Consider the following 22,848-nt stretch of genomic DNA (forward strand, 5'->3'; position numbering starts at 1 on the left):
TGCTCTTACAATGCCCGCACCTCCCGCATCGGCCTGCCCATGGACATCGACCTCGCCCGCACCTTTCTGGAAATCGTCCGCCACGGCAGCCTGGCCGCGGCGGCCGAAAAGCTGCACGTCACTCAGACCGCGATCACCGCCCGCGTGCAAAAGCTCGAAAGCCAGCTCGGCAGCACGCTGTTCGTGCGCAACCGCGCCGGGGCGCGCCTGACGCCGAACGGCGAGGCCTTTGTGGTTTATGCCAATCAACTGGTACAAACCTGGGAAGCGGCACGCCGAGACTTGCCACTGCCCGAGGGCTACCGCGACGTGCTGCACATTGGCGGCGAGGTCAGTCTGTGCAACCCGTTGATGCTCAGCTGGGCCGGCGAGTTGCGCGAGAAGATTCCCAGCCATGCTCTGCGCATGGAAATCCGCGACGGCGAAAACCTGCTGCGGCAACTGGAGCTGGGGGTGCTGGATGCGGCGCTGGTCTATCAGCCCGAGTACTGGCCACGCCTGCAAGTCGAGCAGGTGCTGGAAGAAAAACTCATTCTGGTACGCCTGGCCGGCCAGCCCGAGCCTTACGTGTATATCGACTGGGGCCCGGACTTCCGTCGTCAGCACGATGCCGCGTTGCCGGAAAAGGCCAAGGCAGCCCTGAGCTTCAACCTCGGCCCGCTGGCCTTGCAGTACATCCTGGAAAACGGCGGCAGCGGCTATTTCCGCACCCGCGTGGTCCAGAGCTACCTGGAAAGCGGCGTGCTGGAGCCAGTGCCCAAAGCTCCGGAGTTCAGCTACCCGACCTACCTGGTTTACTCCCGGGACCGCGACTCGGCGACCTTGCAACGAGCCTTTGATTTGCTGCGCGAAGTGATCAAGACGGACGACGACTGGTCCCAGCGCTGGAACCCCTTGACCTGACGCCAGGCGTCTTGCACCGGAGCATGGCGCATGTGGCCTCAAGGTTGGGCCAGCCTCTGCGGCGGGATCGGCTAATCTGCTGGTTATAACAATAACCACAGGTGAACGCAGTGAGGCAGACCACCGAAGCATTCCGCGCGCGCTACCGTGCCGATATTCATCCGCTCTACAACCCTTGGTTGCACGGCGTGTTTGTGCTGCTGTTCGGGTTGCTGGCCATCGGCGCGTTCTGGAGCACCGTGCATCAGGTACACCCCCTGGAATGGCTGGCGGTGCCGCTGACCCTGCTGTTCTTCAACTTCGGCGTCTATGTGATACATCGGCATCTGGGGCACCACAAAAAGCGTCTGGCGCGAATGTTCTACGCTCGTCACGCGGGTGATCATCACAGCTTTTTCACCCTTGGCCACATGACCTACGACAATGCGCGCGACTGGCGGGTGATTCTGTTTCCGGCCTGGCTGATTGTGCTGCACACCCTCGTCATTACCACGCCCGCGTGGTGGCTGCTGGCTCAGCTCAATGGCAACGTCGCTGGGCTGTTCGGCGGTTGCATGGTCCTCGGTTACCTGACTTATGAAGTGTTCCATGCCTGCGAACATTTACCGCCCGGCAACCCGCTGACACGTCTGCCGTGGATTCGCCAGATGCGCCGTTTGCACGAACTGCACCATCGCCGTGAGCTGATGCAGGAGCGCAATTTCAATATCGTGTTTCCACTGATGGACTACCTGTTCGGCACCCTGCACTGGGAGCCGGAACAAGCGCCTCCACACCTGACGAGAACGCCCACCCGCCTGCAGCACGTGGTCGACATCGCAGGAAATCCGCTCGCCGTGCTCGCCTACGCCAGCACGGCGACACGTTGGCCGGAGTGGCATCCGTCCTCGCTCAAGGTCGACGGCCAGAGCGGCCCGTTGTATGCCGGGGCGCGGTTCGAGGAAGACATTCGGGCCGGTGGGCGTGAGGGACATTTGAGTTGGGAGGTCGACGAATACTTGCCCGGCCGTCGCTGGAGCGCTCGGGCCCAGGACGATCATGGGCTGTCATTGGTGTTGACTTACGAGTGCGAGGCTTTTGGCGATGGCACGCGGTTTGTCCGCACCCTGGAATATTGCTTTAGCGGTGTACTGATGCGCATCGCCAATCGATTGTTGCTCAAACGGCGCATTGAGCATGAATCGGCGCAATCGATGCTGGCGTTACGCGAGATGGCGCAAAAACATCTGGCCTCGACAGGAGTCACCGCGTGAAAAGAGCCTTCAGGTTTCGGCATTTACTGTTGCTGCTGATCATCGTGATTGGCGGCTTCCTGTTGTTATTACCCACCAAGGTCCAGCCGATCGCCTGGACACCGTCACCAGCGCCCTCCCTCATCGATGGCATCTACACAGACAATCAGCGCCTCAAAGGCGTGGAGCGTGTCGGTGCCGCCGACATCGACGGCCCGGAAGCATTGCTTCTGGAAGAAAACATCCTCATCACCGGCCTGCATGACGGCCGGTTGATTAGCACCAGCCTCGACGGCAAGACCACCAGGGTGCTGGCCGATACCGGTGGCAGGCCATTGGGCCTGGCACGCCATCCCAATGGCTTGCTGGTGATCGCCGACGGGGTCAAGGGTTTGCTGTCGCTCGATGCTCAAGGCCGGTTGATTGCATTGAGCACCACGGCCAACAACGTGCCCTTCGGTTTTACCGATGACGTGGCCATCGACAAGCCCGGGCATTACGCCTATTTCAGCGATGCATCCAGCCGTTGGGGTTACGGCAAGGATGGCGAGGCAATCATCGAGCACGGCGGCGACGGCCGATTGCTGCGTTATGACTTCCAGACCGGCAAAACGACGGTTCTGCTGGACAAACTGGAGTTCGCTAACGGTGTGACCCTGGGGCCTGACGATGCGTTTGTGTTGGTCAACGAAACCGGCGCCTATCGCATCAGCCGCTATTGGCTGACCGGGCCGAAAGCCGGAACCCACGATCTGTTCATCGACAATTTGCCAGGGCTGCCGGACAACCTGGCATTCAATGGTCGCGACCGTTTCTGGGTGGCGTTGTATGCCCCGCGCAATGCACTGCTCGACGCCACGGCGCCCTACCCTCTGGTACGCAAAATGATCGTGCGCGCGATGACGGTCCTGCCCAAACCGGTGGAGAAACGCGCCTTCGCCCTTGGCCTGGACCTCGACGGTAAAGTGATTGCCAATCTGCAGGACGCCAGCAGCGGCAACTACTCCCCCATCACCACCGTGCGCGAGTATGGGGACTGGTTGTATCTGGGATCGCTGAAAGCGCGGCACATGGCGCGGTTGCCGTTGAGTACGGCGTTGAAATAGACGTTGCCGCGAAAAGATCGCAGCCTTCGGCAGCTCCTACGGGGGTGGGTGCATCCGCAAGATCACAGTGCGCACGGTCAACTGTGGAGCTGCCGAAGGCTGCGATCTTTTGATCTTGAATCAACGCGGATCCATCTCACCATCACGAACCGAATTGTCTGTCTCTTCGCGCACTCGCTCCGGGTCGATGTCAGTGACGTCATCCTGTTCCAGAGGCGTTATGTCCTCATTGTCCGGCAATTCATCGATGCCCGGTTCATCCTCGGGGTTGACGGTGGTGCGTCCCGGGCTCAGGGGTTCGGGATGAGTCGGGATCGGGTCATAGCCCCCCTGTTGTTCGCTGGGGTACTTTTCTTTATGGGGAAAGGCTGAATGGGGCATGGGGCACCTCGCATGGGCCGCAAAGTCGGCTCTGATCGTTCGAGGTGCCGGTATTTATCCCCGTTCCAATTTTTCAGTCACCGGTCGTCGGTGACTCGACATAGCGCCTCAGGACCGTGCCTGGAGTTGTTGGACGATCTTGTCCTTGACCTGCAAGCGCTTCTCCTTGAGCTTCTTCAGTGCGTCATCGCTGGGCGCATCCGATTGTGCGGACTCGGCCTTCAATATTTCGGCGTCCGCCTGGGAGTACTTGTTGAGCAGTGAATCCAGTAACGGATCCTTGGTGCGTTTTTGCTGGATCTCTTCCTTCGTGCAGCGCAAGTCCTGATAAAGGTCATGGGTCACCGGCATGGAACACCTCCGTTTGTTAATCGGTGGCAAACGTGATCGATTGCGTTCACCAGCTATCAGAATGGCCTCGCTTACCCGGTTCTGTCGACCGTCTATCAGACCAGCGGTGTCCGTTCGTCGTCCTGTCGCAAACGCGATAAAACCTTTACTCGAGCGCCCGCCTCCATTGAATAACGATCACCCGGATCGCCCATAGAAACCTGTGTGGAGAATGATCAATGGACGGCTTCAATCTGCGTCACCTCGCCCTGGCCGTTGCCTTGAGCACCAGCATGGGCACAGCTTTTGCCGCCGATTCCAACGACTTCGTCGATGACGCGGTCGCGGGCGGCATCGCGGAAGTCGAGACCAGCAAACTGGCCCTGGAAAAAAGCTCATCGGCCGACGTCAAGGCGTTCGCCAATATGATGATCACCGATCATTCCAAAGCCAACGATGAACTGGCGGCACTGGCGAAAAAGCATGACATCGAAGTGCCGGACACGACGACAATAGTTAAACAGGCCAAGGAAAAAATTCTCGACCTGCGCGATGAATCCTTCGACACGGCCTATGCCAACAATCAGGTGAAGGCTCACGAAGAAGCCATTGAACGGTTCAAGAAAGAAGCCAATACGGTGACGGACGACAAGACCAAAGGCGCCACCGACCTCAAGGCCTTTGCACAAAAAATGCTGCCGGCGCTGGAAAAACACCTGGATATGGCGAAAAAACTCCAGGCGGCTCATCCCGACAAATAACCTCCACAGGAACAAGGCTTGCCCGGCGCGGGTAAGCCTTGATGCCGGCCGGTTAGCCCCTGTAGGAGCGAGGCTTGCCCGCGAAGAACGATGACGCGGGGTACCTGATACAACCGCGGGGTTCTTGTTCGCCGGCAAGCCTCGCTCCTACAGGGGCGATCGCATTACAGCCTACAGGTCTCAACCACCCAGCACATTGCGGATCTTACTCAACAGCGCTTCAGGGCCATAAGGTTTGCTCAGCAGATAAGTGTCGGGGCTGAGTTGGTGATTGCGCGAAATAATGTCCCGGGTGTGGCCGGAGGTAAACAGCACCGCCACCGGTGGATTCTGCACCTTGGCCCAGGCGGCCAGGTCCGCGCTTTTGATCAGACCGGGCATAACCACATCGGTGAAGATCAGATCCACTGCCACGCCATCGAGCAACATCTGCATGGCCAGGTCACCGTTGGCCGCGGTCAGAACCTGATAGCCCTCTTCACGCAACAAATCCACCGCCGAGCCACGCACCGCTTCGTTGTCCTCGACCACCAGAATGGTTTCGTGCCCGCCACGGTGCTGCGGATCATGGCGCGTTGTTTCACCGGGCAACGGGCGCAAGCTGCGCGGGAAATACAGCTGCACCCGAGTGCCCTGCCCGACGACGCTGGAAATCTCGATATGCCCGTCGCTCTGTTTGACGAAACCGAACACCATACTCAAACCCAGGCCGGTGCCCTGGCCGTCGGCCTTGGTGGTGAAAAACGGTTCAAAGGCCTGTGCGAGCACTTGAGGCGACATGCCGACACCTGTGTCAGCCACCGCGACGCAAACATAGTCGCCGGCGACGATGCCCTTGCCTGCGCAAAACTTGCGGTCGAGGGCAATGTTCTCGGCACTCAGGGCAATGGTCCCCTCGCCGTTCATGGCGTCTCGGGCGTTGATCGCGAGGTTGAGAATGGCGTTTTCCAGTTGATTGCGGTCCACGTAGAGATGCCATGGATCGTCAGGCGCCGTCACCTTGATCTGGATAGTTTCCCCCAGCGCCCGCTGCAACAATTCTCCCAGGCCTTCGAAGATCTGCCGTGGATCGCAGACCGCCGGCGACAAAGGCTGACGACGGGCGAATGCGAGCAATTGCGACGACAATTTGGCACCGCGCTCGACCGCGGCAATCGACGCGCTGACCCGGCGTTGCACATTGGCGTTGTCCGGCTCGTGACGCGCCAGCAAATGCAGGTTGCCGGCGATCACCTGCAACAAATTGTTGAAGTCATGGGCCACACCACCGGTGAGACCGCCGATGGCTTCGAGTTTCTGTGACTGGCGCAACTGCTCTTCAGCCGCCAGCCGCGCCTCGACTTCGTCGGCGACTCGCTGCTCCAGGTTGCGGGTGAATTTGAGCAAAGATTCTTCGGCGCTCTTGCGTTCATGGATGTCAATCAACACCCCGGGAAAGCGGAACGCCTCGCCTTGCTCATCGAACTCGCAACACCCGCTGGCCAGCACCCACAGGTAACTGCCATCGGGGCGCAGGACCCGGTATTCGGCGTTATAGGGTATGCCGGTTTCCACCGACTGATTGATCCGTTCCTGAACCCAACTGCGGTCGTCGGGATGGATCTGCATTTCGGCGATGAGCGGTGACAGGTTGGCAAGGTCCTGGTCGGGCGGATAGGAAAACGTGCGGGCGAAGCGTTCGTCGGCAGACAGCACATCAGCCTTGATATCCCAGACGAATGAGCCGAGCAAAGCCCCGGCATTAAGAGCCAGGCGAACTCTTTCGTTGTCGGCGCGATAAGCGCTTTCGGCTTCCTGGCGGCGGCGCTCGGAAATCACATGGTCAGTGGTGTCGACCACCATCGCCATGACCCCGGCGGGGTGCCCGTCATCATCGGCGACGGGGCTGTAGTAAAGATCCATCCAGACGTCTTCGGGTACGCCGTCACGCAACAGCACCAAAGCTTTGTTGTGATAGGACAAGGTGCCGCCCGCAAGGCAGGTGTCCACCACATGCCGATTGAATTCGGCGACCTCTGGCCAGCCCAACTCCACCGGGGAACCCAGCAGGTAAGGATGGCGCCCACCGGCAAATCTCGAGTAGGCATCGTTATAGATCATGTAACCGGGCCGGCCCCACAGCATCACCATGGGCAGGGGTGAGGCGAGCAATAATTGCACCGTGCTGCACAGGCTCCCGGGCCAGGTATCGATGCTCCCGAGCTCAGTCAGGCTCCAGTCGAACGCGCGAATGCGTCCGGCCATTTCGCCGCTCCAGCCGGTACATCCGTGGCTATTGTCTAGAAACTGCATCGACTGGCCTATGTCTTGTGAATGACATGTTTTCAGGCAGTGCAACGGCGTGAGGAGACGGTGCGTGCCCGTTTGTTTCGAGCACCGCCGACGCCAATGGTTTCATTGAGGTATAGCTGAATGTCGCCGGTTCAGCGGAAATCCCGGCTGCGCACATGGATACCGTCGAGCAGTGAACTCAGGTCGCTCAGGCGTCCGGCAATCAAATGCCGCACCTCCCCTTCCTTTTCCCAGCGCCCATCGACCTTGAGCAATTGCGAGCCGACCAGTACCTGCCGTTGCCGTTCGGCCAGGTCGCGCCAGACCACCACGTTGACGTTGCCGAACTCATCTTCAAGCGTCACGAAGGTCACGCCGCTGGCGGTGCCCGGGCGTTGCCGACCGGTCACCAACCCGGCGACGCTGACCGGTCGGCCGTGCTCGACATCCATAAGTTCTTTCGAACTGCGGCAACGCCGGGCTTTCAATTCACCCCGCAGCAATGCCAGCGGATGCGGGCCGAGGGTGGTGCCGACACTGTTGTAATCGGCTTGCAGGTCCTCGCCCACGGTGGGTTTGGGCAGAGACACCGTCGGCTCTTCCTGGCTCGGCAAACCGGCAAACAAGCCGAGCTGCTTCTGCACACCCGCCACTTCCCAGCGCGCCCGATGCCGGTCACCGGCCAGCCCGCGCAATGCACCGGCATCGGCCAGTTGCTCCTGGGCACGGGCATCGAGTCGCGCCCGTTCGCCAAGGTCGGCGATGTCGGCAAACGCCCCTTTCGACCGTGCGACTTCAATGCGCCTGGCATCGTCCTCGCGAAAGCCTTTGATCATCCGCAACCCCATGCGAATGGCCAGCTGCGCGCCGGTAATCGGTTCCAGGCTGCAATCCCAGTCACTGGCCCGTACGTCCACCGGACGAATCTGCAAATGATGCCGGCGGGCGTCCTGAAGAATCTGGTCCGGGCTGTAGAAACCCATGGGCCAGCTGTTGATCAGCGCACAGGCGAAGGCCGCCGGCTCGTGGCATTTCAACCAGCAACTGGCATAAGTCAGCAAGGCGAAACTGGCGGCGTGGGACTCGGGAAAACCGTAATCGCCGAAGCCTTTGATCTGCTCGAAGATCTGCGCGGCGAACTCCGCCGTGTAGCCGTTTTTCTTCATTCCGTCCGCCAGGCGTTCCTTGTGCGGTTCCAGTCCGCCGTGGCGTTTCCAGGCGGCCATGGAGCGGCGCAATTGATCGGCCTCGCCGGGGCTGTAGTCGGCGGCGACAATCGCGATCTGCATCACCTGTTCCTGGAACAGTGGCACGCCCAACGTACGCTCCAGCACCGCTTCGAGTTCTTTCGACGGGTAGATCACCTCTTCTTCGCCCTTACGCCGCCGCAGATAGGGATGCACCATCCCACCCTGAATCGGCCCCGGACGAACGATTGCCACCTCAATCACCAGGTCATAGAAGGTCGTGGGCTTGAGCCTTGGCAGCATCGACATCTGAGCCCGGGATTCAATCTGGAACACCCCGATGGTATCGGCACGTCCGATCATCTCGTAGGTTTGCGGATCTTCAGCCGGCACCGTTGCCAGACTCAGGTCCCGGCCACGGTGCCGACGCAGCAGATCGAAACAACGGCGAATCGCGCTGAGCATGCCCAGCGCCAGAATATCGACCTTGAGCAGCCCGACCGCATCCAGATCGTCCTTGTCCCACTGGATGATGGTGCGTTCGGCCATGGCGGCGTTTTCCACCGGCACCAGGCTGTCCAGGGGCTGCTCGGAAATCACGAAACCGCCAGGGTGCTGGGACAGGTGCCGGGGGAAACCGATCAACTGCCCCGTCAGGCTCAGCACCCGGCGCAACACCGGGCTGTCGGGATCGAAACCACCTTCACGCAGGCGCTCGACGGGAGGCGCCTGATCACTCCAGTGGCCGCAGCAGTCGGCCAGGGCGTTGACCTGATCGGGCGGCAAACCCAGTGCCTTGGCCACATCGCGGACTGCGCCGGCACCATGGTAAGTGCTGACCACCGCCGTCAGCGCCGCGCGGGTCCGACCATAACGCTGAAACACGTATTGCAGGACTTCTTCACGCCGCTCGTGCTCGAAATCGACGTCAATGTCTGGCGGCTCGTTGCGCTCTTTGGAGAGAAAACGTTCGAACAGCAACGTGCTCCGCTCCGGGTCGATCTCCGTGATCCCCAGTACGTAGCACACCGCCGAGTTGGCCGCAGAACCGCGCCCCTGACACAGAATGTGTTGCTTGCGGGCGAAATTCACAATGTCGTGAACCGTCAGGAAATAACTTTCGTACCCCAGCTCGGCAATCAGTTGCAGTTCCTTGTCGATCTGCGCCAACACCTCGGCTTTAGGGCCTTTCTCCCAGCGCCACCGAACACCCTTTTCAGCCAACTCCCGCAGCCAGGACGTGGCCGTGCGCCCCTCAGGCACCAGCTCCCGGGGATATTGATAGCGCAACTGACCGAGGTCGAACCTGCAGCGGCGGGCGATGCTCAGCGTTTCGTCGAGCAGTGCCTGCGGATAAAGATCGCGCAAGGCGTCGAGGCTGCGCAAATGCCGTTCGCCATTGGGGTGCAGGCGCAACCCGGCCTCGGCCACCGGCAAGTGATGACGAATCGCGGTCATGGTGTCCTGCAAGGCACGCCGACCACGGGCGTGCATGTGCACATCGCCGCTGGCCACCGCCGGGATCCGCAATTCCCGCGCCAGGGTCAGCAGCGCCGCCAGTCGCCGGGTGTCGTCCTGCCCGCGATGTAACTGAACGCTCAGCCACAGGCGCTCGGCGAAGGTCTGCTTCAGCCAGTGACCCTGCTCAACGTCATCGACGGCGTCCGGCACCCACAACGCCAACAGCCCCGGCAACGGCTCGCCGAAGTCCTCCCGCAGCACCTGATATTGGCCTTTCTGCGTACGGCGTCTGGCGCGGGTAATCAGCCGGCACAGGGTTTGGTAACCCTCGAGGCTTTCCACCAGCAGCACCAGTTTCGGGCCGTCTTCGATGCGTATTTCACTGCCGATGATCAGCGGCAACTCCACGGCCTTGGCCGCCTGCCAGGCGCGGACGATGCCCGCCAGGGTGCATTCGTCGGTGATCGCCAACGCTCGATAGCCCTGCTTTTTCGCCCGTTGAAAAAGCTCGAGCGCACTGGAAGCACCGCGCTGGAAACTGAAGTTCGACAGGCAGTGCAGCTCGGCATAATCGACACTCATGCGAACCAGCCTTGCAGCCACAACGGACCGCCTTCGCCCACCGCCCGATAGGCCCAGCCCTGCTGACCGGAACGGGTTTCGATCAGGTAATAATCGCGGCGCACGTCGTCGCCGTCCCACCAGCCCGACTCGATGCGTTCCGGCCCCATGAGGATACGCGTCGAACCTTCGTGTACTGCCTGTGGCTCCGTCAGCAACCAGCCCGGACGTTGCACGGCAGGCAATACCTCACAAGTCTGGCTGTCGACACTGGCCTGCCACGCGCATTCCGGCCGGTGATCGGCCTGGAACCGCAAGCCTTGCACCGCGTCATCCCCCAGCCGTGCGCGCAAGCGTTCGCGCAGTTGCTCCCAAGGCAAGGATTGCTGCGGACGATCATCGAACAGTTCCTGGTACTGGGGCACAAAGGTCGGCAAGTCTTCGGCGCGCAGACGAAAACCGCGCACCGGCGCCTCGACCTGAACCTGCTCCAGCCTCCCCCGGGCCAGTTCGAACAGCATCGCCGGATCGCGCTCGGCACTGAGCAGGCCGACCTTGATCAGCGTGTCTGGCAACCCGGCGTGCTCCAGGTGCAGGTCAAAACGCTGCACACCGCTGTCGCGTCCGCAGAGGAACGCCGCCAGATCGCCGGTCAGCCTGCGCAATGGAAACAGCAATGCCTGATGGGATTGCACATCGAAGTTGAGTTCGATGCGCACATCGAAACGGTCCGGCGGCAGGTAAAACGCCAGCGCCAGATGTCGTAAACCAAACAGGGTATCCAGATGCTTGAGCACCTGGGCTTCGAAACGCCGGGCCAGGCTATGTCGTGGCAGCGCCTGCACCTGACTCAAAGTGCGCAGCCCCATGCGCGACAGTGCCGTGGCAACGCTTGGCTCCAGGGCGATCCGGTCGACGGGCAATTGCCCGAGATGGTGCTGCAAGGCGTCATTGTCCGGCACCACCAGACCGTCATAAACGTTGGCCAGCACTCGCGCCGCCACCGGATTGGGCGCGGCGACAATCCGGTGACGAAACCCCAGCTCGCCAAGTTCCGCCCGCAACCGCGCTTCGAACTGCGGCCAGGGCCCGAACAAGCCCAGGCTGGATTCGATTTCAAACACCACGGCGCGCGGGTAATGCACGCTGACCTGAGAGCTGAACCGATAGGCCCAGGCGGCCAGGAATTGCTGCCAGTGTTCGATCTCGGCGGCGTCGTATTCGGCGGTGACAAACCCTTTGCTCAGGGCCTGAGCGGCGGTCATCGACTGGCCGGGCCGCAAGCCCAGCGCCCGCGCCGAACCGTTGACCGCTTGCAGCACCCGACGCTGGGCCGGGCCGGTCAGCAGCGCCAGCGGTTCGTCGGGGTCGGGGCGCTGACGCAATACCGCGTCCAGCGCCAATTGCGGGAAGAGAATGCAAACCCAGCGCATGGCAACCTCAATGCCCGATGGCAAAGGCAATCGGCGCCGAACGGGCCAGCCCGCCCCGGCACTTGAGCACTCGCAACTGCGCAGGTTTGGCGTCGATGGCGATGCGCAGGGCCGCTGGCGACGGGTTGATGGCTTCACTGATCGAGCGATAGGCGAACGCCAGGGTCTGACCGGTTTCCGCCGCCACCTGCAAACGTCGCAATGCCCGATCGTCGGCTTTGTGCGGCCAGCACAACACCGCCCCGCAACTGCCCGAACGCAGGCATTGTTCCGCCGCCCACAGCGCATCGCGCTCACTGGCCTGGATAATCGACAGTTGCCGCAAATCGACCCCGGCGTTCTGCCAGGCCTGGGGATACGGCACGTAAGGCGGCGCCACCAGCACGATGCGTTCACCTGCCGCCGACAGCCGCGCCAGCGCCGGCCACACCAGTTGCAACTCACCCACGCCCTGCCCGGCCAACAGGATTTCAGTCAGCGCCGCTTCCGGCCAGCCACCTGTGGGCAATGCCGCATCCAGCGCCGCATGCCCGGTGGGTTGCGGGCTGACGGCCGGTGGCGCAGGCCGGCCCTTCCAGACCTGGCCGCCATTGAACAGCGTATCCAACGCAACGACGGCGCCCATTACCCTTGCCTCACCAGACCGCAGAACACGCCTTCGATGGCCAGATCCTGATCGGCTCGAACAATGATCGGTTTGTAAGCCGGATTGCGCGGTAACAGGCGAACAGAATCGCCGACCCGCTCGAAACGCTTGATAGTGACTTCGCCGTCGAGCCGCGCCACGACGATCTGGCCGTTGACCGCTTCGGGATTGCGCCGCACGCCCACCAGATCGCCGTCGAGAATACCGTCCTCGATCATCGAATCGCCCTGCACCCGCAGCATGTAATCTGGTAGCCGCGAGAAGATCGACGGATCAAGCAGCAAACGGCTGTGGATCTCGGCATCGGCACCGATCGGCGCACCGGCCGCCACTCGACCGAGTACCGGAACGTCCAGCAGTTCGGGCCGCGGCGGTTGATTCAACAGCCGAATGCCGCGCGCCTGATGCGGATTAACCTCGATGAAACCGGCCTCGGTCAGCGCCAGCACATGCTTGCGTGCCACGCTGCGGGAGGCGAAGCCAAAGGCCTCGCTGATTTCAGCGAGGCTCGGGGGCTGACCATGTTCGGCGATTCGATCGCGGATGAAGGTCAGGATGGCGGTACGGCGGGGAGTTAAAGTCGTCATGGAGTACATTTGTACTCTTTTGAGCTTTTCCTGACAAGGACTTGTAGGAGCTGTGTAGGAGCTGTCGAGTGAAACGAGGCTGCGATCTTTTGATCTTGCTCTTTAAAAACAACATCAAAAGATCGCAGCCTCGTTTCACTCGTCAGCTCCTACAGGCTTCAGGTGAGTCCTGAGAGGTAGGGCCACGGGTAGATGCCGCGTTCGTGGCTGCGAGTGGCGCGCAGGCGGACTTGCCAGTAATCGTCGCTCAAGGCTTCAACCAAGGCAGAACCGGCATCGGCGTGTCCGACTTTACTCGAGGTTTAGCCGACACGCAGTGCGCGCAGGTCAAGGCGATCGTCCTTGAGCGGTGGGCACCAGTAGTAGCCGCCGGTGATCGGTCGGCTGATGCGATACAGACCGTCGGTAATGCCGTCTTCCAGACCGCTCATGCGCCGCAACTGGGATTCGAACGCATCGAGGGAAAAACCGAAGGCCAGGAACATCAGGCCGGCACGATCGCCTTCGATCCACGGCATCGAGCGACGGACCACGAAGGCTTCGGGCGTGAAGCTTTCCTGGGCGGTGCGCTTGACGTGGGCAGAGATCGGCGCGTCATCGAGTTCTTCGTTGTCGCTCAGGCGACGGCCCATGATGTTGTCTTTCTCATGGGGCGGCAATGCGTGGAAACCTTTCAAATCATGCTGCCACTGCTGAATCGCGGCGAAGCTGCCACCGACCAGACCGTCCGCGCCGTCGCTCAACAATGCAGCGGCCACAGCGGCTTCATCGTGAGGGTTTTCGGTGCCGTCTTCGTAACCGGTCAGGTCGTGCCCGGTCATGTGGCGGAAGGTTTCGTTCATCTGTACCAGACGCAGGGCCGGTGCCAGCGCGGCTTCGAGCGCACGGCTGCGATTGAGCAGTTCGCCACGGTCAACCCCGTGCAGCCAGCACCAGAGCGCGTGTTGGGTGGACGGGTTGTCGACACCGACACCGACCAGCGCAGGAAAGGCGCGCAGCCCGTCGATCTGCGCGTGCAACGCCTTGACCAGGGATTCACCAAAACCGACTACAGCCGACTTGCCGTCCACCAGGCGCATCAGATTATCCAGCGCAGCCGGCAGTGCCTCAACGGATTCAAGGGCGAAGAACATATGACGAGCTTGAGGCGGAACAGGGGTGGCGAGAATGCCCGGCTGGTAATAACTCATATGAACTCCTTTGAGAAAGAACATGAAGTTTAACCGGGGGATCGTTACTTGTGTGTTTTCAGGGCAAAAGATCGCCCCGTAGCAGCTGCCGACAGATTCGCGATCCATAACGCCGAGCAAAAAAAATCATAAGATGAGCCATGACAAGCAAGTCCGAGGTCTGCTAAAACGATTCATCAGTGCATCACCCAATCCAGACGGGGTAGCGATATGACCACAGCACAAATCCTTGGCAACCTGTTTCCCACCGCCGACAACGTCCCGGAAAAGTACCGCCTCAACGGCCCGACCGAGCAGCGCGAGTATCTGGTCGATGGCGAACTGAAAACCTGGTCCGGGCCCCTCGCTCAAGTCCGCAGCCCGGTGTACCTGAGCGGTGCGAATGGTGATGAACAGGTGATCCTCGGCAGCACGCCGCTGCTCGATGCCGACACCGCATTGACCGCGCTCGACGCCGCCGTCCGCGCCTACGACCGCGGCCAGGGCCTGTGGCCGACCATGCGCGTGGCCGAGCGCATCCAGCACGTCGAAACCTTCCTGGCTCGCATGCGCGAACAGCGCGAGGCGGTGGTCAAGTTGTTGATGTGGGAGATCGGCAAGAACCTCAAGGACTCGGAAAAAGAATTCGACCGCACCTGCGACTACATCGTCGACACCATCAATGCCCTCAAGGAACTCGACCGCCGCTCCAGCCGCTTCGAACTGGAGCAGGACACCCTCGGCCAGATCCGCCGCGTACCGTTGGGCGTGGCGTTGTGCATGGGGCCTTACAATTACCCGCTGAACGAAACCTTCACCACGCTGATTCCGGCGCTGATCATGGGCAACACCGTGGTATTCAAACCGGCCAAGCTTGGGGTGCTGTTGATTCGCCCGTTGCTGGAAGCCTTTCGCGACAGCTTCCCGGCCGGTGTCATCAACGTTATCTACGGCAGCGGCCGCGAGACGGTCAGCGCACTGATGGCCAGCGGCAAGATCGATATCTTTGCGTTCATCGGCACCAACAAGGCCGCCAGCGACCTGAAAAAACTCCACCCAAGGCCTCACCGCTTGCGCGCGGCGCTGGGCCTGGATGCGAAGAACCCCGGTATCGTTCTGCCGGAGGTCGATCTGGACAATGCGGTCAGCGAAGCCGTCACCGGCTCGCTGTCGTTCAACGGTCAACGCTGCACCGCGCTGAAAATCCTCTTCGTCCATGAAGACGTGGTCGAAGCGTTCATCGAGAAGTTCAACGCCAAACTCGCCAGCCTCAAACCCGGCATGCCGTGGGACAGTGGCGTGGCCCTGACGCCATTGCCGGAATCAGGCAAGGTCGATTATCTGCACACCCTGGTGGCGGACGCGGTCAGCAAAGGCGCAGCCGTGGTCAACCCCAATGGCGGTGAGTCCCGCGCATCGTTCTTCTACCCGGCCGTGTTGTACCCGGTGACACCGCAGATGCGCGTCTACCAGGAAGAACAGTTCGGCCCGGTCGTGCCGATCGTGCCTTACCGTCATCTGGACACCGTGATCGATTACGTCCTGGAATCCGACTTCGGCCAGCAACTGAGCATCTTCGGCACCAACCCGGTGGCGGTCGGCAGGCTGGTGGACACGTTCGCCAACCAGGTCGGCCGGATCAACCTCAACGCCCAGTGCCAGCGCGGTCCGGACACTTATCCGTTCAACGGCCGCAAGAACTCCGCCGAGGGCACGCTGTCGGTGCACGATGCGTTGCGAGTGTTTTCGATTCGGACTCTGGTGGCGACCAAGTTCCAGGAAAGCAGCAAAGAGCTTCTCAGCGAGATTATCAGCGGACGCAACTCGAGTTTCCTGACCACTGACTACATTTTCTGAGGCCTGCTTACTGCGCCGCCACCCGCCGTAGCTTGAGGCTCCAACCCTGTTGCATCCCGGCGGCGGCCAACAGAATCGCGGCGACACCGATCCATTGCAGCGGCTCCAGGCGATGGCCGAAGGCGAACCAGTCAACGAAAATTGCCGCAATCGGATAGATGAACGACAACGCTCCGGTCAGCGCTGTCGGCAGTTTTTGAATCGCGCCGTAAAGCAGCACATACATCAAACCGGTATGCACGATGCCCAGGGTCACCAGACTGGCCCAGGCATCGGGCGTTTGCGGTATCGCCGAGAAGTGCGCAAAGGGCGCGAGCAATAGCACGCCAGTGCACACCTGGATCAATGCGATCAGATGCGGAGGTGTGCCGGTCAGGCGTTTGATGATCAACGCGGCAATCGCGTACAGAAAGGCAGCCCCTAGCGCCAGACCAATCCCCATCAGGTAATCGTTGCCACCCTCACCCTTCTCACCATGTGCGCTGACAATAGCCAGCATGCCTAGAAACGAAATGCCCAGCCAGAACAACTTCTGCAGGGTGATCTTCTCCCCCAGGAACAACGCGGCCAGCCCCACCAGCATGAAGGGCTGAACGTTATAAACCGCCGTGCCAATGGCAATCGAGGCACGGGAATAGGACGCGAATAACAGCACCCAGTTGCCGACAATCGCCACACCACTCAGCACCGCCAGCAGGAAGGTGGTGGACGTCAAGATGCCTGGGCGCAGAAAGCCGAACGCCGCGCAGATCAGCAATAAGGTGGCGGCACCGAACACGCAGCGCCAGAACACCACGTCCAGCACCGGTTGCCCGGACACCAGCACGAACCAGCCAATGGTCCCGGAAATCAGCATGGCGGCGGTCATTTCAAATGAGCCGCGATGTAATGTTCTGTCCATCATCAACCTCCTGTGTTTGAGCCCAAAGTATGCCAACCACCCGAGGGGCTACTCCAGCGCAAAAAGCAGGCTAAACTCGGCTTTTGCCTTTTTTATCAAGGCTTATTCAACCGATTGCCTAACAGGGGATTCGCCATGACCGACGACATCGACCAAGTGCTGATTAGCGCGTTGATGGAAGACTCACGCCGCTCGCTCAAGGCCCTGGCACAGATCAGCGGCCTGTCCTCGCCCAGTGTCGCCGAGCGCCTGCGCCGCCTCGAAGAACGTGGCGTGCTCAAAGGCTACACCGTCGAGATCGACCCCAAATGCTTTGGCTACCAACTCCAGGCCATTGTCCGTATTCGCCCATTGCCGGGCCAGTTACAGGAAGTGGAACGACAGATTCAGGCCATCCCCGAATTCACCGAGTGCGACAAAGTCACCGGCGATGACTGCTTCATCGCCCGCCTGCATGTGCGCTCGATGGAACAACTGGACACCCTCCTCGATCGCCTCAACAGCCACGCCGAAACCAACACCGCCATCGTCAAGAAAACCCCGATCAAGCGCCGACTGCCACCGATGGCTTGAGTGCTGTTTTGTTCACAAAGAGGTAGATTGGGGGTTTCCGGCGAAGGATTGACGGTATGAAAACTCAAGTCATGTTACTGGCGGCCATGATACTCACTGGTTGCGGCACGTTTCAGACCGTGGTGCGCAGTGACGAGGCAGCGGCGAAGAGTCTCAAGGAACAGAAAACCTACTGCGGTGCGGTTCCACGGATCTATAGCGGCGTGACGTATGACTTTTGCAGTCTGCATGCGCCTCCAGGCCCGGGCATCGATGAGTACAAATACAACAACGGCACGCCCTTTGTACTGATCGACGTAGTGATTTCCGGCGTTCTCGACACCATGCTGCTGCCCTACACCATTTATCGGCAACAGGCTGATGGCAGCATCATTGTGGCCGAATAAGGAGCAGGTGAATGTTGTCTCACGTTTTTATCGGCATCACCGATTTCGATCGTGCATTAGCGTTCTACCGACCGATCATGGATGCACTGCAGCTACAGATGAAATTTTGCGATTCCGGCAAACCCTGGGCTGCGTGGATGAGCAAGAATGCACCGCGTCCGCTGTTCGTCATTGGCACTGCGTTCGACGAACAGCCGGCCACACCGGGGAATGGGCAGATGATCGCCCTGCTTGCGCCGAGTCATGAGATCGTCAACCGCTGTTACGCGCTGGCCATCGCTCATGGTGGATCCTGCGAAGGGCCACCTGGCCTGCGTCCGCACTACCATCCCGATTACTTCGGCGCCTATATGCGCGACCCGGACGGCAACAAACTCTGCGTGTGTTGCCACGAACCTGATCAAAACCAACGCTGAGCCAAATCACAGACAATAAAAAACCCGCCGAAGCGGGTTTTTTACTCAAGGCTGGCGATCAATCATCGCGGCTCATGATGCCGAACAGTTGCAGCAAGCTGACGAACAGGTTGTAGATCGATACATACAGGCTGATGGTCGCCATGATGTAGTTGCGCTCGCCGCCGTGAATGATGGCGCTGGTCTGGAACAGAATGCACACCGAGGAGAACAGCACGAAACCTGCGCTGATCGCCAGCTGCAGACCGCTGATCTGGAAGAACAAGCTCGCCAGAGTCGCGCCCAACAGCACAAAGAAACCGGCGGTGATGAAACCACCGAGGAAACTCATGTCCTTACGGGTGATCAGCACATAAGCCGACAGGCCGCCAAACACCAGCGCGGTCATCGCGAAAGCCGAGCTGACAACTTCCGCGCCGCCCTGCATACCCAGGTAACGGTTGAGAATCGGGCCGAGCAGGAAACCCATGAAACCGGTCAGCGCGAACGCAGAAACCAGGCCCCATGCCGAATCACGGAGTTTGTTGGTGAGAAAGAAAAGGCCGTAGAAGCCGATCAGCACCACGAAGATATTCGGGTAGCCGACACGCATCTGCTGCGCGACAAACGCCATCACGCCGCTGAATGCGAGGGTGAGGGCGAGTAAGCCGTAAGTGTTGCGCAGGACGCGGCTAACCTCTAGCTGCTCAGCCTGCACGCTGTTATTAACTGCGTAATCCTGTTCGCGCATGGCGACACTCCTGTTGGGTTTGAAACGTTCAGTCGCAAAGATCATAACAGACGCTCTGTAACAAGCCATGCAGAGAGTTTGACAGTGTGTTTCATTCAGGTATTATGGCGCCCGCAACGCAAACGGAGGTGTGGCCGAGTGGTTTAAGGCAACGGTCTTGAAAACCGTCGACTGTAACAGGTCCATGAGTTCGAATCCCATCGCCTCCGCCATCTTTATACGACAAAGCCCTGATTTTTCAGGGCTTTGTCGTTTCTGGGGTTCCCGATTTCTGTTGCACCATTTCTGTATCGCTTCCGCATCTTTTCCGTCCTTTCCGCAACCCCCTCCGACCACAGGGTGCGAGGTAAATAAGCCTTCGCCGAGGAAAGCAGTCAAGGGCAACCAGCACCAACATTGGAATCGCCACCGAACAGATCGCCAAGTCCATCCGGCAACCAACTGGTGATCGCCCACGACAATGGTCCGCAGGTCCCAAGCCGACTGCGATTTTGCCCGCCATACTGGAAAAACCGCGGTGATCGGTCCACTCTCGGATATCGAAGCGATTGTCCAGAGCAAGGCTCTAGCGATCCCTGGATTCGTTCTGTCAACCATCTATGGAAAAGCAGACCCATGAAACCAATCCGCGCCGTTGCCCTCGCCTCACTCCTCTCAACCGCCTGCCTGACGGCCCATGCCGCCGATATACCGTTGGGCAGCAGTGCCATGGAAGGTCACATCGTTTCACGCGTACTGGCCGTTGATCCCGCCAACTACCAGGTCACCATCGAAGGTCGCGACAAGAGTCCAATGCCTATCCAACTCACCGACCAGGCCAAAAATCTGCACAATTTGAAAGTAGGCGACACGGTCGATATTCATGTGATTCGCTCGGTCGCTTATAAGCTTGATACCGATGTTGGCGGTGCATCGGGCGTCACTGATGAATCCATGTCCATCCGCGCCACCAAGGACAATCCCAATCCCGGAGGTGAAGCGGTTCGCCAGGTCAAGGTCACGTCCAAGATCACTCGCATTGACTTGAAACAGCATGAGGTGACCTTGCTTCCGCCAGAGGGAGAAGCGACTGTCCTGAAAGTCGAAGATCCGAAGCTTCAGGAAAGAATGAAAAAACTCCAGGTGGGTCAGACGGTCGATGCCATTTATACCGAAGTCCTGAAGGTCAAAACTTCACGCTAACGACGCTCACCGACAAACGTGGCCTCGAACAACAGGACTTGAGTTCGACATGACAGATCTGTTCAATGCAATCGGACTTGGGTTACTGGCGCTGCTGCCATTGACTAACCCCCCCACCACAGTTGCGCTGTTTCTCGCCTTGAGTAAGGGGCTGAGTCACAAGGAAAAAAAGTCACAGGCTTTTCTGACGTCATTCTATGTCTTTCTGATCATGACGTTCACTTACTACGTAGGCGCGTTTGTTATGGATGCATTTAGCATTTCCATACCGGGCTTGCGTATGGCCGGTGGCGGAATTCTCATCATCATGGGCTTGAAGATGCTGTTTCCACCGCCTCTTCAGCCCTCTGCTTCCAGCAACGGCGCAACCGAACAACCGAACTTTGCCTTCATCCCGCTGGCCATGCCCAGTACGGCCGGACCTGGCACCATTGCGATGATCATAAGTTCCGCCGCCACTATCAAACACAGTACGTTATTTCCTGCCTGGGTCTTATTAGTAGCCCCTCCGTTAATCTTCCTGTTTACCGCTCTTATCCTTTGGGTATGCCTGCTTGGCTCAGGAATAATCATGAGAATAATGGGACAGTCAGGCATTGATGCCATATCACGGCTGATGGGTTTCCTTCTGGTATGCATGGGCGCGCAATTCGCCATTAATGGCTCGGTGGAAATCATCCAAACCATCATCGACAGTAATGCTCACCTGCTCCGCCCTCAGTAATTTCAAGAGCGTTTTCTATGAGTACCACCTGGCTGGCTCTCGGCATCCGGTATGAGAAACCTGAGGTTCTGCTGTCGCGGATGCCAACCACACGCGAGCCCAGCTTTGGCCCGCACCGATAACGCCCCTCGGTGACAGGTCGCTATTTTTCAATAAGCCCTTCGCTCATCGACCGCCTGACCTCAGCCTGTATGGCATAAGCCGGCGCCTCTACAGCATTGAAATCCTGTGTATAGCGCTGGGCAAATCCTTCTACCCCCCATTCCTGATACTGCTGCACATGCTTTAACTCGTGAGCCCAGAGCGCGATGTTCTGTTCTGCGGTTTGAGCGTCCCGGAAGAGGATGATGTCGATCAGTGTCACGGCTCCGACATCGGGGTTTTGCAGCATGGCAGTGGCAGCGTTGAATTGACCGTCGTCGCTGACTTTGTAGCGCGCGGTATCGAGGACGCTGGGGTCGTACCAGCGCAGCAGTTGCTGCCGGATGTGCGGTGGAATGGGTTGGATGCCGGCGCTGGCTGCATCAGCGCGGGCTTGGGTCAACCATAGCGCCAGGGCAGGTGCCGCGACCTGGTGGACGTCATCAGGCAGGGAGCCGAGCATCGGCTCCAGGTCTGGCAGGCAGATGCAGCCGTTCAGGCACACTTGCCTCTCGCCAGCTGGGCAAGCGTTGGTCTGGGCTGGCACTTCAAGCGTCAGGCAAAGCACAAACAGCGCCACCAGGCGCGTGGTGATGGGTGGCATTGGCGCTCCAGGGACGGACGCAGGTCACAATTGATCGAGGATCAGCTAGCTTTAGCGTAGTCCCGAACCAGACGCTCCCAAGATAATTGCAGGGCAGACCATTTTTTCCGTGAATCCCTCGATAGGCGACTTTACGTACAGCCGCTGGAGCGTGTTCAAGCCAGCAGCTCGGTGATCCACCGGGCTTGCCGGGCGATGTCTTGCACCTTTTCCTCGGGCACAACCTGCCGAGCCCGGGCGAAGCTGGTCAGCGTCTGTTGCTTGTGGCGCAGAATGTGCTGCCACTTGATCAGGAACGCCGGGCTGCGTGCCTGCATCTGCAGTGGGCCGAAGTACAGCTCCTCAGCGGTATACAGCACCGGCCCGACGCGCTCAGCGACGATGATCTCGTAGTAGAAGCGATTTTCCCGCAGCACTTCCTCGCAGAGGATACGGTAGCCATTCTCCATCAGCCATTGGCGCAATGGCTGCTCGCCACCGTTGGGCTGCAGGATCAGTCGCTCACGGCCGCTCAGGCGCGCCTTGCCGTTGTCGAGGATGTCGCGGATCGTCTCGCCGCCCATGCCACAGATGCTGATCGCCGTGATCTCGTCTTCTGGCTCGATCGCCGCCAAGCCATTGGCCAGGCGCACGGTGATCCGCTGGTCCAGGCCGTTCTCGCGCACAGTGCGTTCGGCCGAGCGCAATGGCGTCAATGCCACCTCGCCCGCCACCGCCGCCGCGATGGCGCCACGGCGCATCAACGCCACCGGCAGATAGCCGTGATCCGAGCCGATATCGGCCAGGCGCGCATCAGCTGGTACATGCGCCGCGACGCGTTCCAGGCGCATGGACAATGTGTGTTCGTTCAACAGCAGCCCCTTTTCACCACGAACGTCCGAAACCTTTGGCCGGATCGGGGCGCGATTCTGTCGAGTCACGCAATGCATTTCAAATTTATGCGACCAGGGCCATCTCGCCCCGACCTACCGCACACGTATCGCCCCAAAAAAATACCTGGATCAGCTCTCAGGGGAAATGATCGAGTCCAGACTGGGTTCAGCAGCCAGTTTCAATCGGTCAGCTTTACTGATGTATTTAGACTTACTGGCCGGTGCCAATTTGGCGCTGGCCTTTTTTGCGTGAGCCTTTAATAGCTGCTTTATTTTTTTACGACGGTTCATATGTCCTGCTCGGCGTGTGAGTTCTTGAATGATGGCAGAGGTTCGGGTAACGGGACAATGGTTGATGGCTTCCAAGTGGTTCGCGACAACGCTTCTGCGACCTGCCGGTACTTGTCCTATCCTTCCATCTAACCCATGACTCC

Annotated in this window: 23 protein-coding genes, 1 tRNA gene and 2 pseudogenes; 12 read left to right on the forward strand and 14 right to left on the reverse strand. The window is 59.8% G+C overall.

Annotated features, from left to right (window positions below):
- The first annotated feature begins 39 nt into the window (after positions 1-39).
- The 3 genes from ACZ89R_RS05365 to ACZ89R_RS05375 all read left to right on the forward strand — a co-directional run bounded on the left by ACZ89R_RS05365 (position 40) and on the right by ACZ89R_RS05375 (position 3,241).
- Positions 40-903: a LysR family transcriptional regulator gene (locus tag ACZ89R_RS05365; RefSeq protein WP_008066951.1), complete on the forward strand. Its 864-nt coding sequence runs from the start codon at positions 40-42 to the stop codon at positions 901-903.
- A gap of 110 nt (positions 904-1,013) precedes the next feature.
- Positions 1,014-2,156, forward strand: a complete 1,143-nt coding sequence (locus ACZ89R_RS05370) for an SRPBCC family protein (RefSeq protein ID WP_429546450.1) — start codon at positions 1,014-1,016, stop codon at positions 2,154-2,156.
- Positions 2,153-3,241 carry an SMP-30/gluconolactonase/LRE family protein gene (locus ACZ89R_RS05375; RefSeq protein ID WP_429546449.1) on the forward strand — a complete coding sequence of 363 codons (1,089 nt, stop codon included), beginning with the start codon at positions 2,153-2,155 and terminating at the stop codon, positions 3,239-3,241. The genes ACZ89R_RS05370 and ACZ89R_RS05375 overlap by 4 nt, the downstream gene beginning before the upstream one ends.
- A gap of 120 nt (positions 3,242-3,361) precedes the next feature.
- Here the strand turns inward: ACZ89R_RS05375 and ACZ89R_RS05380 are convergent, their stop codons facing one another.
- Both ACZ89R_RS05380 and ACZ89R_RS05385 read right to left on the reverse strand, forming a co-directional pair.
- Complete coding sequence (locus ACZ89R_RS05380) at positions 3,362-3,622, reverse strand: hypothetical protein (protein ID WP_429543627.1); 261 nt, start codon at positions 3,620-3,622, stop codon at positions 3,362-3,364.
- A gap of 108 nt (positions 3,623-3,730) precedes the next feature.
- Entirely contained in the window at positions 3,731-3,973 is a 243-nt protein-coding gene (locus ACZ89R_RS05385; RefSeq protein WP_429546448.1) for an HP1242/YdcH family protein, read from the reverse strand.
- A gap of 218 nt (positions 3,974-4,191) precedes the next feature.
- Between ACZ89R_RS05385 and ACZ89R_RS05390 the strand changes: the two genes are divergently transcribed.
- The gene (locus ACZ89R_RS05390; RefSeq protein ID WP_429543629.1) at positions 4,192-4,713 is read left to right on the forward strand and encodes a DUF4142 domain-containing protein; all 522 of its coding nucleotides are present in this window, start codon (positions 4,192-4,194) and stop codon (positions 4,711-4,713) included.
- Positions 4,714-4,893: 180 nt separating this feature from the next.
- On the opposite strand, the gene ACZ89R_RS05395 is transcribed toward ACZ89R_RS05390, so the two are convergent.
- The 7 genes and pseudogenes from ACZ89R_RS05395 to ACZ89R_RS05425 all read right to left on the reverse strand — a co-directional run bounded on the left by ACZ89R_RS05395 (position 4,894) and on the right by ACZ89R_RS05425 (position 14,049).
- A complete protein-coding gene (locus tag ACZ89R_RS05395; RefSeq protein WP_123495047.1) occupies positions 4,894-7,005 on the reverse strand; it encodes a hybrid sensor histidine kinase/response regulator in 2,112 nt (703 codons plus the stop codon).
- Between the two features lie 131 nt (positions 7,006-7,136).
- Positions 7,137-10,235: an error-prone DNA polymerase gene (locus ACZ89R_RS05400; RefSeq protein ID WP_429546447.1), complete on the reverse strand. Its 3,099-nt coding sequence runs from the start codon at positions 10,233-10,235 to the stop codon at positions 7,137-7,139.
- The gene (locus ACZ89R_RS05405; RefSeq protein ID WP_192343725.1) at positions 10,211-11,626 is read right to left on the reverse strand and encodes a Y-family DNA polymerase; all 1,416 of its coding nucleotides are present in this window, start codon (positions 11,624-11,626) and stop codon (positions 10,211-10,213) included. The genes ACZ89R_RS05400 and ACZ89R_RS05405 overlap by 25 nt, the downstream gene beginning before the upstream one ends.
- A gap of 7 nt (positions 11,627-11,633) precedes the next feature.
- Positions 11,634-12,251: a translesion DNA synthesis-associated protein ImuA gene (imuA, locus tag ACZ89R_RS05410; protein WP_427623154.1), complete on the reverse strand. Its 618-nt coding sequence runs from the start codon at positions 12,249-12,251 to the stop codon at positions 11,634-11,636.
- Positions 12,251-12,868, reverse strand: coding sequence for a transcriptional repressor LexA (gene lexA, locus ACZ89R_RS05415; protein ID WP_192343723.1), 618 nt, complete (start codon positions 12,866-12,868; stop codon positions 12,251-12,253). The genes imuA and lexA overlap by 1 nt, the downstream gene beginning before the upstream one ends.
- A gap of 197 nt (positions 12,869-13,065) precedes the next feature.
- Positions 13,066-13,161, reverse strand: a pseudogene (locus ACZ89R_RS05420) (HEAT repeat domain-containing protein); the annotation flags it as partial.
- Positions 13,162-14,049 carry a Dyp-type peroxidase gene (locus ACZ89R_RS05425; protein WP_429546446.1) on the reverse strand — a complete coding sequence of 296 codons (888 nt, stop codon included), beginning with the start codon at positions 14,047-14,049 and terminating at the stop codon, positions 13,162-13,164.
- Between the two features lie 210 nt (positions 14,050-14,259).
- Here ACZ89R_RS05425 and ACZ89R_RS05430 point away from each other — a divergent pair, with 210 nt between their 5' ends.
- Positions 14,260-15,885 (forward strand): NADP-dependent glyceraldehyde-3-phosphate dehydrogenase, encoded by a 1,626-nt coding sequence (locus ACZ89R_RS05430; protein WP_401171293.1) that lies wholly within the window; start codon positions 14,260-14,262, stop codon positions 15,883-15,885.
- A gap of 7 nt (positions 15,886-15,892) precedes the next feature.
- Here the strand turns inward: ACZ89R_RS05430 and ACZ89R_RS05435 are convergent, their stop codons facing one another.
- Positions 15,893-16,786, reverse strand: a complete 894-nt coding sequence (locus ACZ89R_RS05435) for a DMT family transporter (protein ID WP_429546445.1) — start codon at positions 16,784-16,786, stop codon at positions 15,893-15,895.
- 135 nt (positions 16,787-16,921) lie between these two features.
- On the opposite strand from ACZ89R_RS05435, the gene ACZ89R_RS05440 reads away from it, so the two are divergent.
- The 3 genes from ACZ89R_RS05440 to ACZ89R_RS05450 are packed head-to-tail and all read left to right on the forward strand — an operon-like array spanning position 16,922 to position 18,161.
- Positions 16,922-17,359, forward strand: coding sequence for an Lrp/AsnC family transcriptional regulator (locus tag ACZ89R_RS05440; protein ID WP_183679622.1), 438 nt, complete (start codon positions 16,922-16,924; stop codon positions 17,357-17,359).
- A gap of 56 nt (positions 17,360-17,415) precedes the next feature.
- A complete protein-coding gene (locus ACZ89R_RS05445) occupies positions 17,416-17,745 on the forward strand; it encodes a YceK/YidQ family lipoprotein (RefSeq protein ID WP_008066990.1) in 330 nt (109 codons plus the stop codon).
- 11 nt (positions 17,746-17,756) lie between these two features.
- Positions 17,757-18,161 carry a VOC family protein gene (locus ACZ89R_RS05450; RefSeq protein ID WP_429546444.1) on the forward strand — a complete coding sequence of 135 codons (405 nt, stop codon included), beginning with the start codon at positions 17,757-17,759 and terminating at the stop codon, positions 18,159-18,161.
- A 58-nt stretch (positions 18,162-18,219) separates the two neighbouring features.
- Here the strand turns inward: ACZ89R_RS05450 and ACZ89R_RS05455 are convergent, their stop codons facing one another.
- Positions 18,220-18,891 carry a Bax inhibitor-1/YccA family protein gene (locus tag ACZ89R_RS05455; RefSeq protein WP_007898177.1) on the reverse strand — a complete coding sequence of 224 codons (672 nt, stop codon included), beginning with the start codon at positions 18,889-18,891 and terminating at the stop codon, positions 18,220-18,222.
- Positions 18,892-19,015: 124 nt separating this feature from the next.
- Here ACZ89R_RS05455 and ACZ89R_RS05460 point away from each other — a divergent pair.
- The 4 genes and pseudogenes from ACZ89R_RS05460 (at position 19,016) to ACZ89R_RS05475 (ending at position 20,797) form a co-directional block, all read left to right on the forward strand.
- A tRNA-Ser gene (locus ACZ89R_RS05460) sits at positions 19,016-19,103 on the forward strand.
- 138 nt (positions 19,104-19,241) lie between these two features.
- Positions 19,242-19,365, forward strand: a pseudogene (locus ACZ89R_RS05465) (carbamate kinase); the annotation flags it as partial.
- Between the two features lie 141 nt (positions 19,366-19,506).
- A complete protein-coding gene (locus ACZ89R_RS05470) occupies positions 19,507-20,073 on the forward strand; it encodes a hypothetical protein (protein ID WP_429546443.1) in 567 nt (188 codons plus the stop codon).
- Positions 20,074-20,122: 49 nt separating this feature from the next.
- A complete protein-coding gene (locus tag ACZ89R_RS05475) occupies positions 20,123-20,797 on the forward strand; it encodes a MarC family NAAT transporter (RefSeq protein WP_429546442.1) in 675 nt (224 codons plus the stop codon).
- A 142-nt stretch (positions 20,798-20,939) separates the two neighbouring features.
- On the opposite strand, the gene ACZ89R_RS05480 is transcribed toward ACZ89R_RS05475, so the two are convergent.
- The 3 genes from ACZ89R_RS05480 to ACZ89R_RS05490 form a co-directional block, all read right to left on the reverse strand.
- The gene (locus tag ACZ89R_RS05480) at positions 20,940-21,542 is read right to left on the reverse strand and encodes an eCIS core domain-containing protein (protein ID WP_429546441.1); all 603 of its coding nucleotides are present in this window, start codon (positions 21,540-21,542) and stop codon (positions 20,940-20,942) included.
- A gap of 155 nt (positions 21,543-21,697) precedes the next feature.
- Entirely contained in the window at positions 21,698-22,393 is a 696-nt protein-coding gene (locus ACZ89R_RS05485) for a tRNA (adenine(22)-N(1))-methyltransferase (RefSeq protein ID WP_429546440.1), read from the reverse strand.
- Between the two features lie 150 nt (positions 22,394-22,543).
- A complete protein-coding gene (locus ACZ89R_RS05490) occupies positions 22,544-22,705 on the reverse strand; it encodes a DUF2986 domain-containing protein (RefSeq protein ID WP_123495063.1) in 162 nt (53 codons plus the stop codon).
- Positions 22,706-22,848: the final 143 nt, after the last annotated feature.

The organism is Pseudomonas sp. TE3728 (assembly GCF_056279145.1).

Coding starts and splice junctions, on each gene's coding strand:
- ACZ89R_RS05365 (WP_008066951.1), top strand. CDS start 40: ATGGACATCGACCTCGCCCGCACCTTTCTGGAAATCGTCCGCCACGGC.
- ACZ89R_RS05405 (WP_192343725.1), bottom strand. CDS start 11,626: ATGCGCTGGGTTTGCATTCTCTTCCCGCAATTGGCGCTGGACGCGGTA.
- ACZ89R_RS05430 (WP_401171293.1), top strand. CDS start 14,260: ATGACCACAGCACAAATCCTTGGCAACCTGTTTCCCACCGCCGACAAC.
- ACZ89R_RS05480 (WP_429546441.1), bottom strand. CDS start 21,542: ATGCCACCCATCACCACGCGCCTGGTGGCGCTGTTTGTGCTTTGCCTG.
- ACZ89R_RS05385 (WP_429546448.1), bottom strand. CDS start 3,973: ATGCCGGTGACCCATGACCTTTATCAGGACTTGCGCTGCACGAAGGAA.
- ACZ89R_RS05395 (WP_123495047.1), bottom strand. CDS start 7,005: ATGCAGTTTCTAGACAATAGCCACGGATGTACCGGCTGGAGCGGCGAA.
- lexA (WP_192343723.1), bottom strand. CDS start 12,868: ATGTACTCCATGACGACTTTAACTCCCCGCCGTACCGCCATCCTGACC.
- ACZ89R_RS05390 (WP_429543629.1), top strand. CDS start 4,192: ATGGACGGCTTCAATCTGCGTCACCTCGCCCTGGCCGTTGCCTTGAGC.
- ACZ89R_RS05440 (WP_183679622.1), top strand. CDS start 16,922: ATGACCGACGACATCGACCAAGTGCTGATTAGCGCGTTGATGGAAGAC.
- ACZ89R_RS05425 (WP_429546446.1), bottom strand. CDS start 14,049: ATGAGTTATTACCAGCCGGGCATTCTCGCCACCCCTGTTCCGCCTCAA.
- ACZ89R_RS05445 (WP_008066990.1), top strand. CDS start 17,416: ATGAAAACTCAAGTCATGTTACTGGCGGCCATGATACTCACTGGTTGC.
- ACZ89R_RS05455 (WP_007898177.1), bottom strand. CDS start 18,891: ATGCGCGAACAGGATTACGCAGTTAATAACAGCGTGCAGGCTGAGCAG.
- imuA (WP_427623154.1), bottom strand. CDS start 12,251: ATGGGCGCCGTCGTTGCGTTGGATACGCTGTTCAATGGCGGCCAGGTC.
- ACZ89R_RS05470 (WP_429546443.1), top strand. CDS start 19,507: ATGAAACCAATCCGCGCCGTTGCCCTCGCCTCACTCCTCTCAACCGCC.
- ACZ89R_RS05490 (WP_123495063.1), bottom strand. CDS start 22,705: ATGAACCGTCGTAAAAAAATAAAGCAGCTATTAAAGGCTCACGCAAAA.
- ACZ89R_RS05475 (WP_429546442.1), top strand. CDS start 20,123: ATGACAGATCTGTTCAATGCAATCGGACTTGGGTTACTGGCGCTGCTG.
- ACZ89R_RS05435 (WP_429546445.1), bottom strand. CDS start 16,786: ATGGACAGAACATTACATCGCGGCTCATTTGAAATGACCGCCGCCATG.
- ACZ89R_RS05450 (WP_429546444.1), top strand. CDS start 17,757: ATGTTGTCTCACGTTTTTATCGGCATCACCGATTTCGATCGTGCATTA.
- ACZ89R_RS05380 (WP_429543627.1), bottom strand. CDS start 3,622: ATGCCCCATTCAGCCTTTCCCCATAAAGAAAAGTACCCCAGCGAACAA.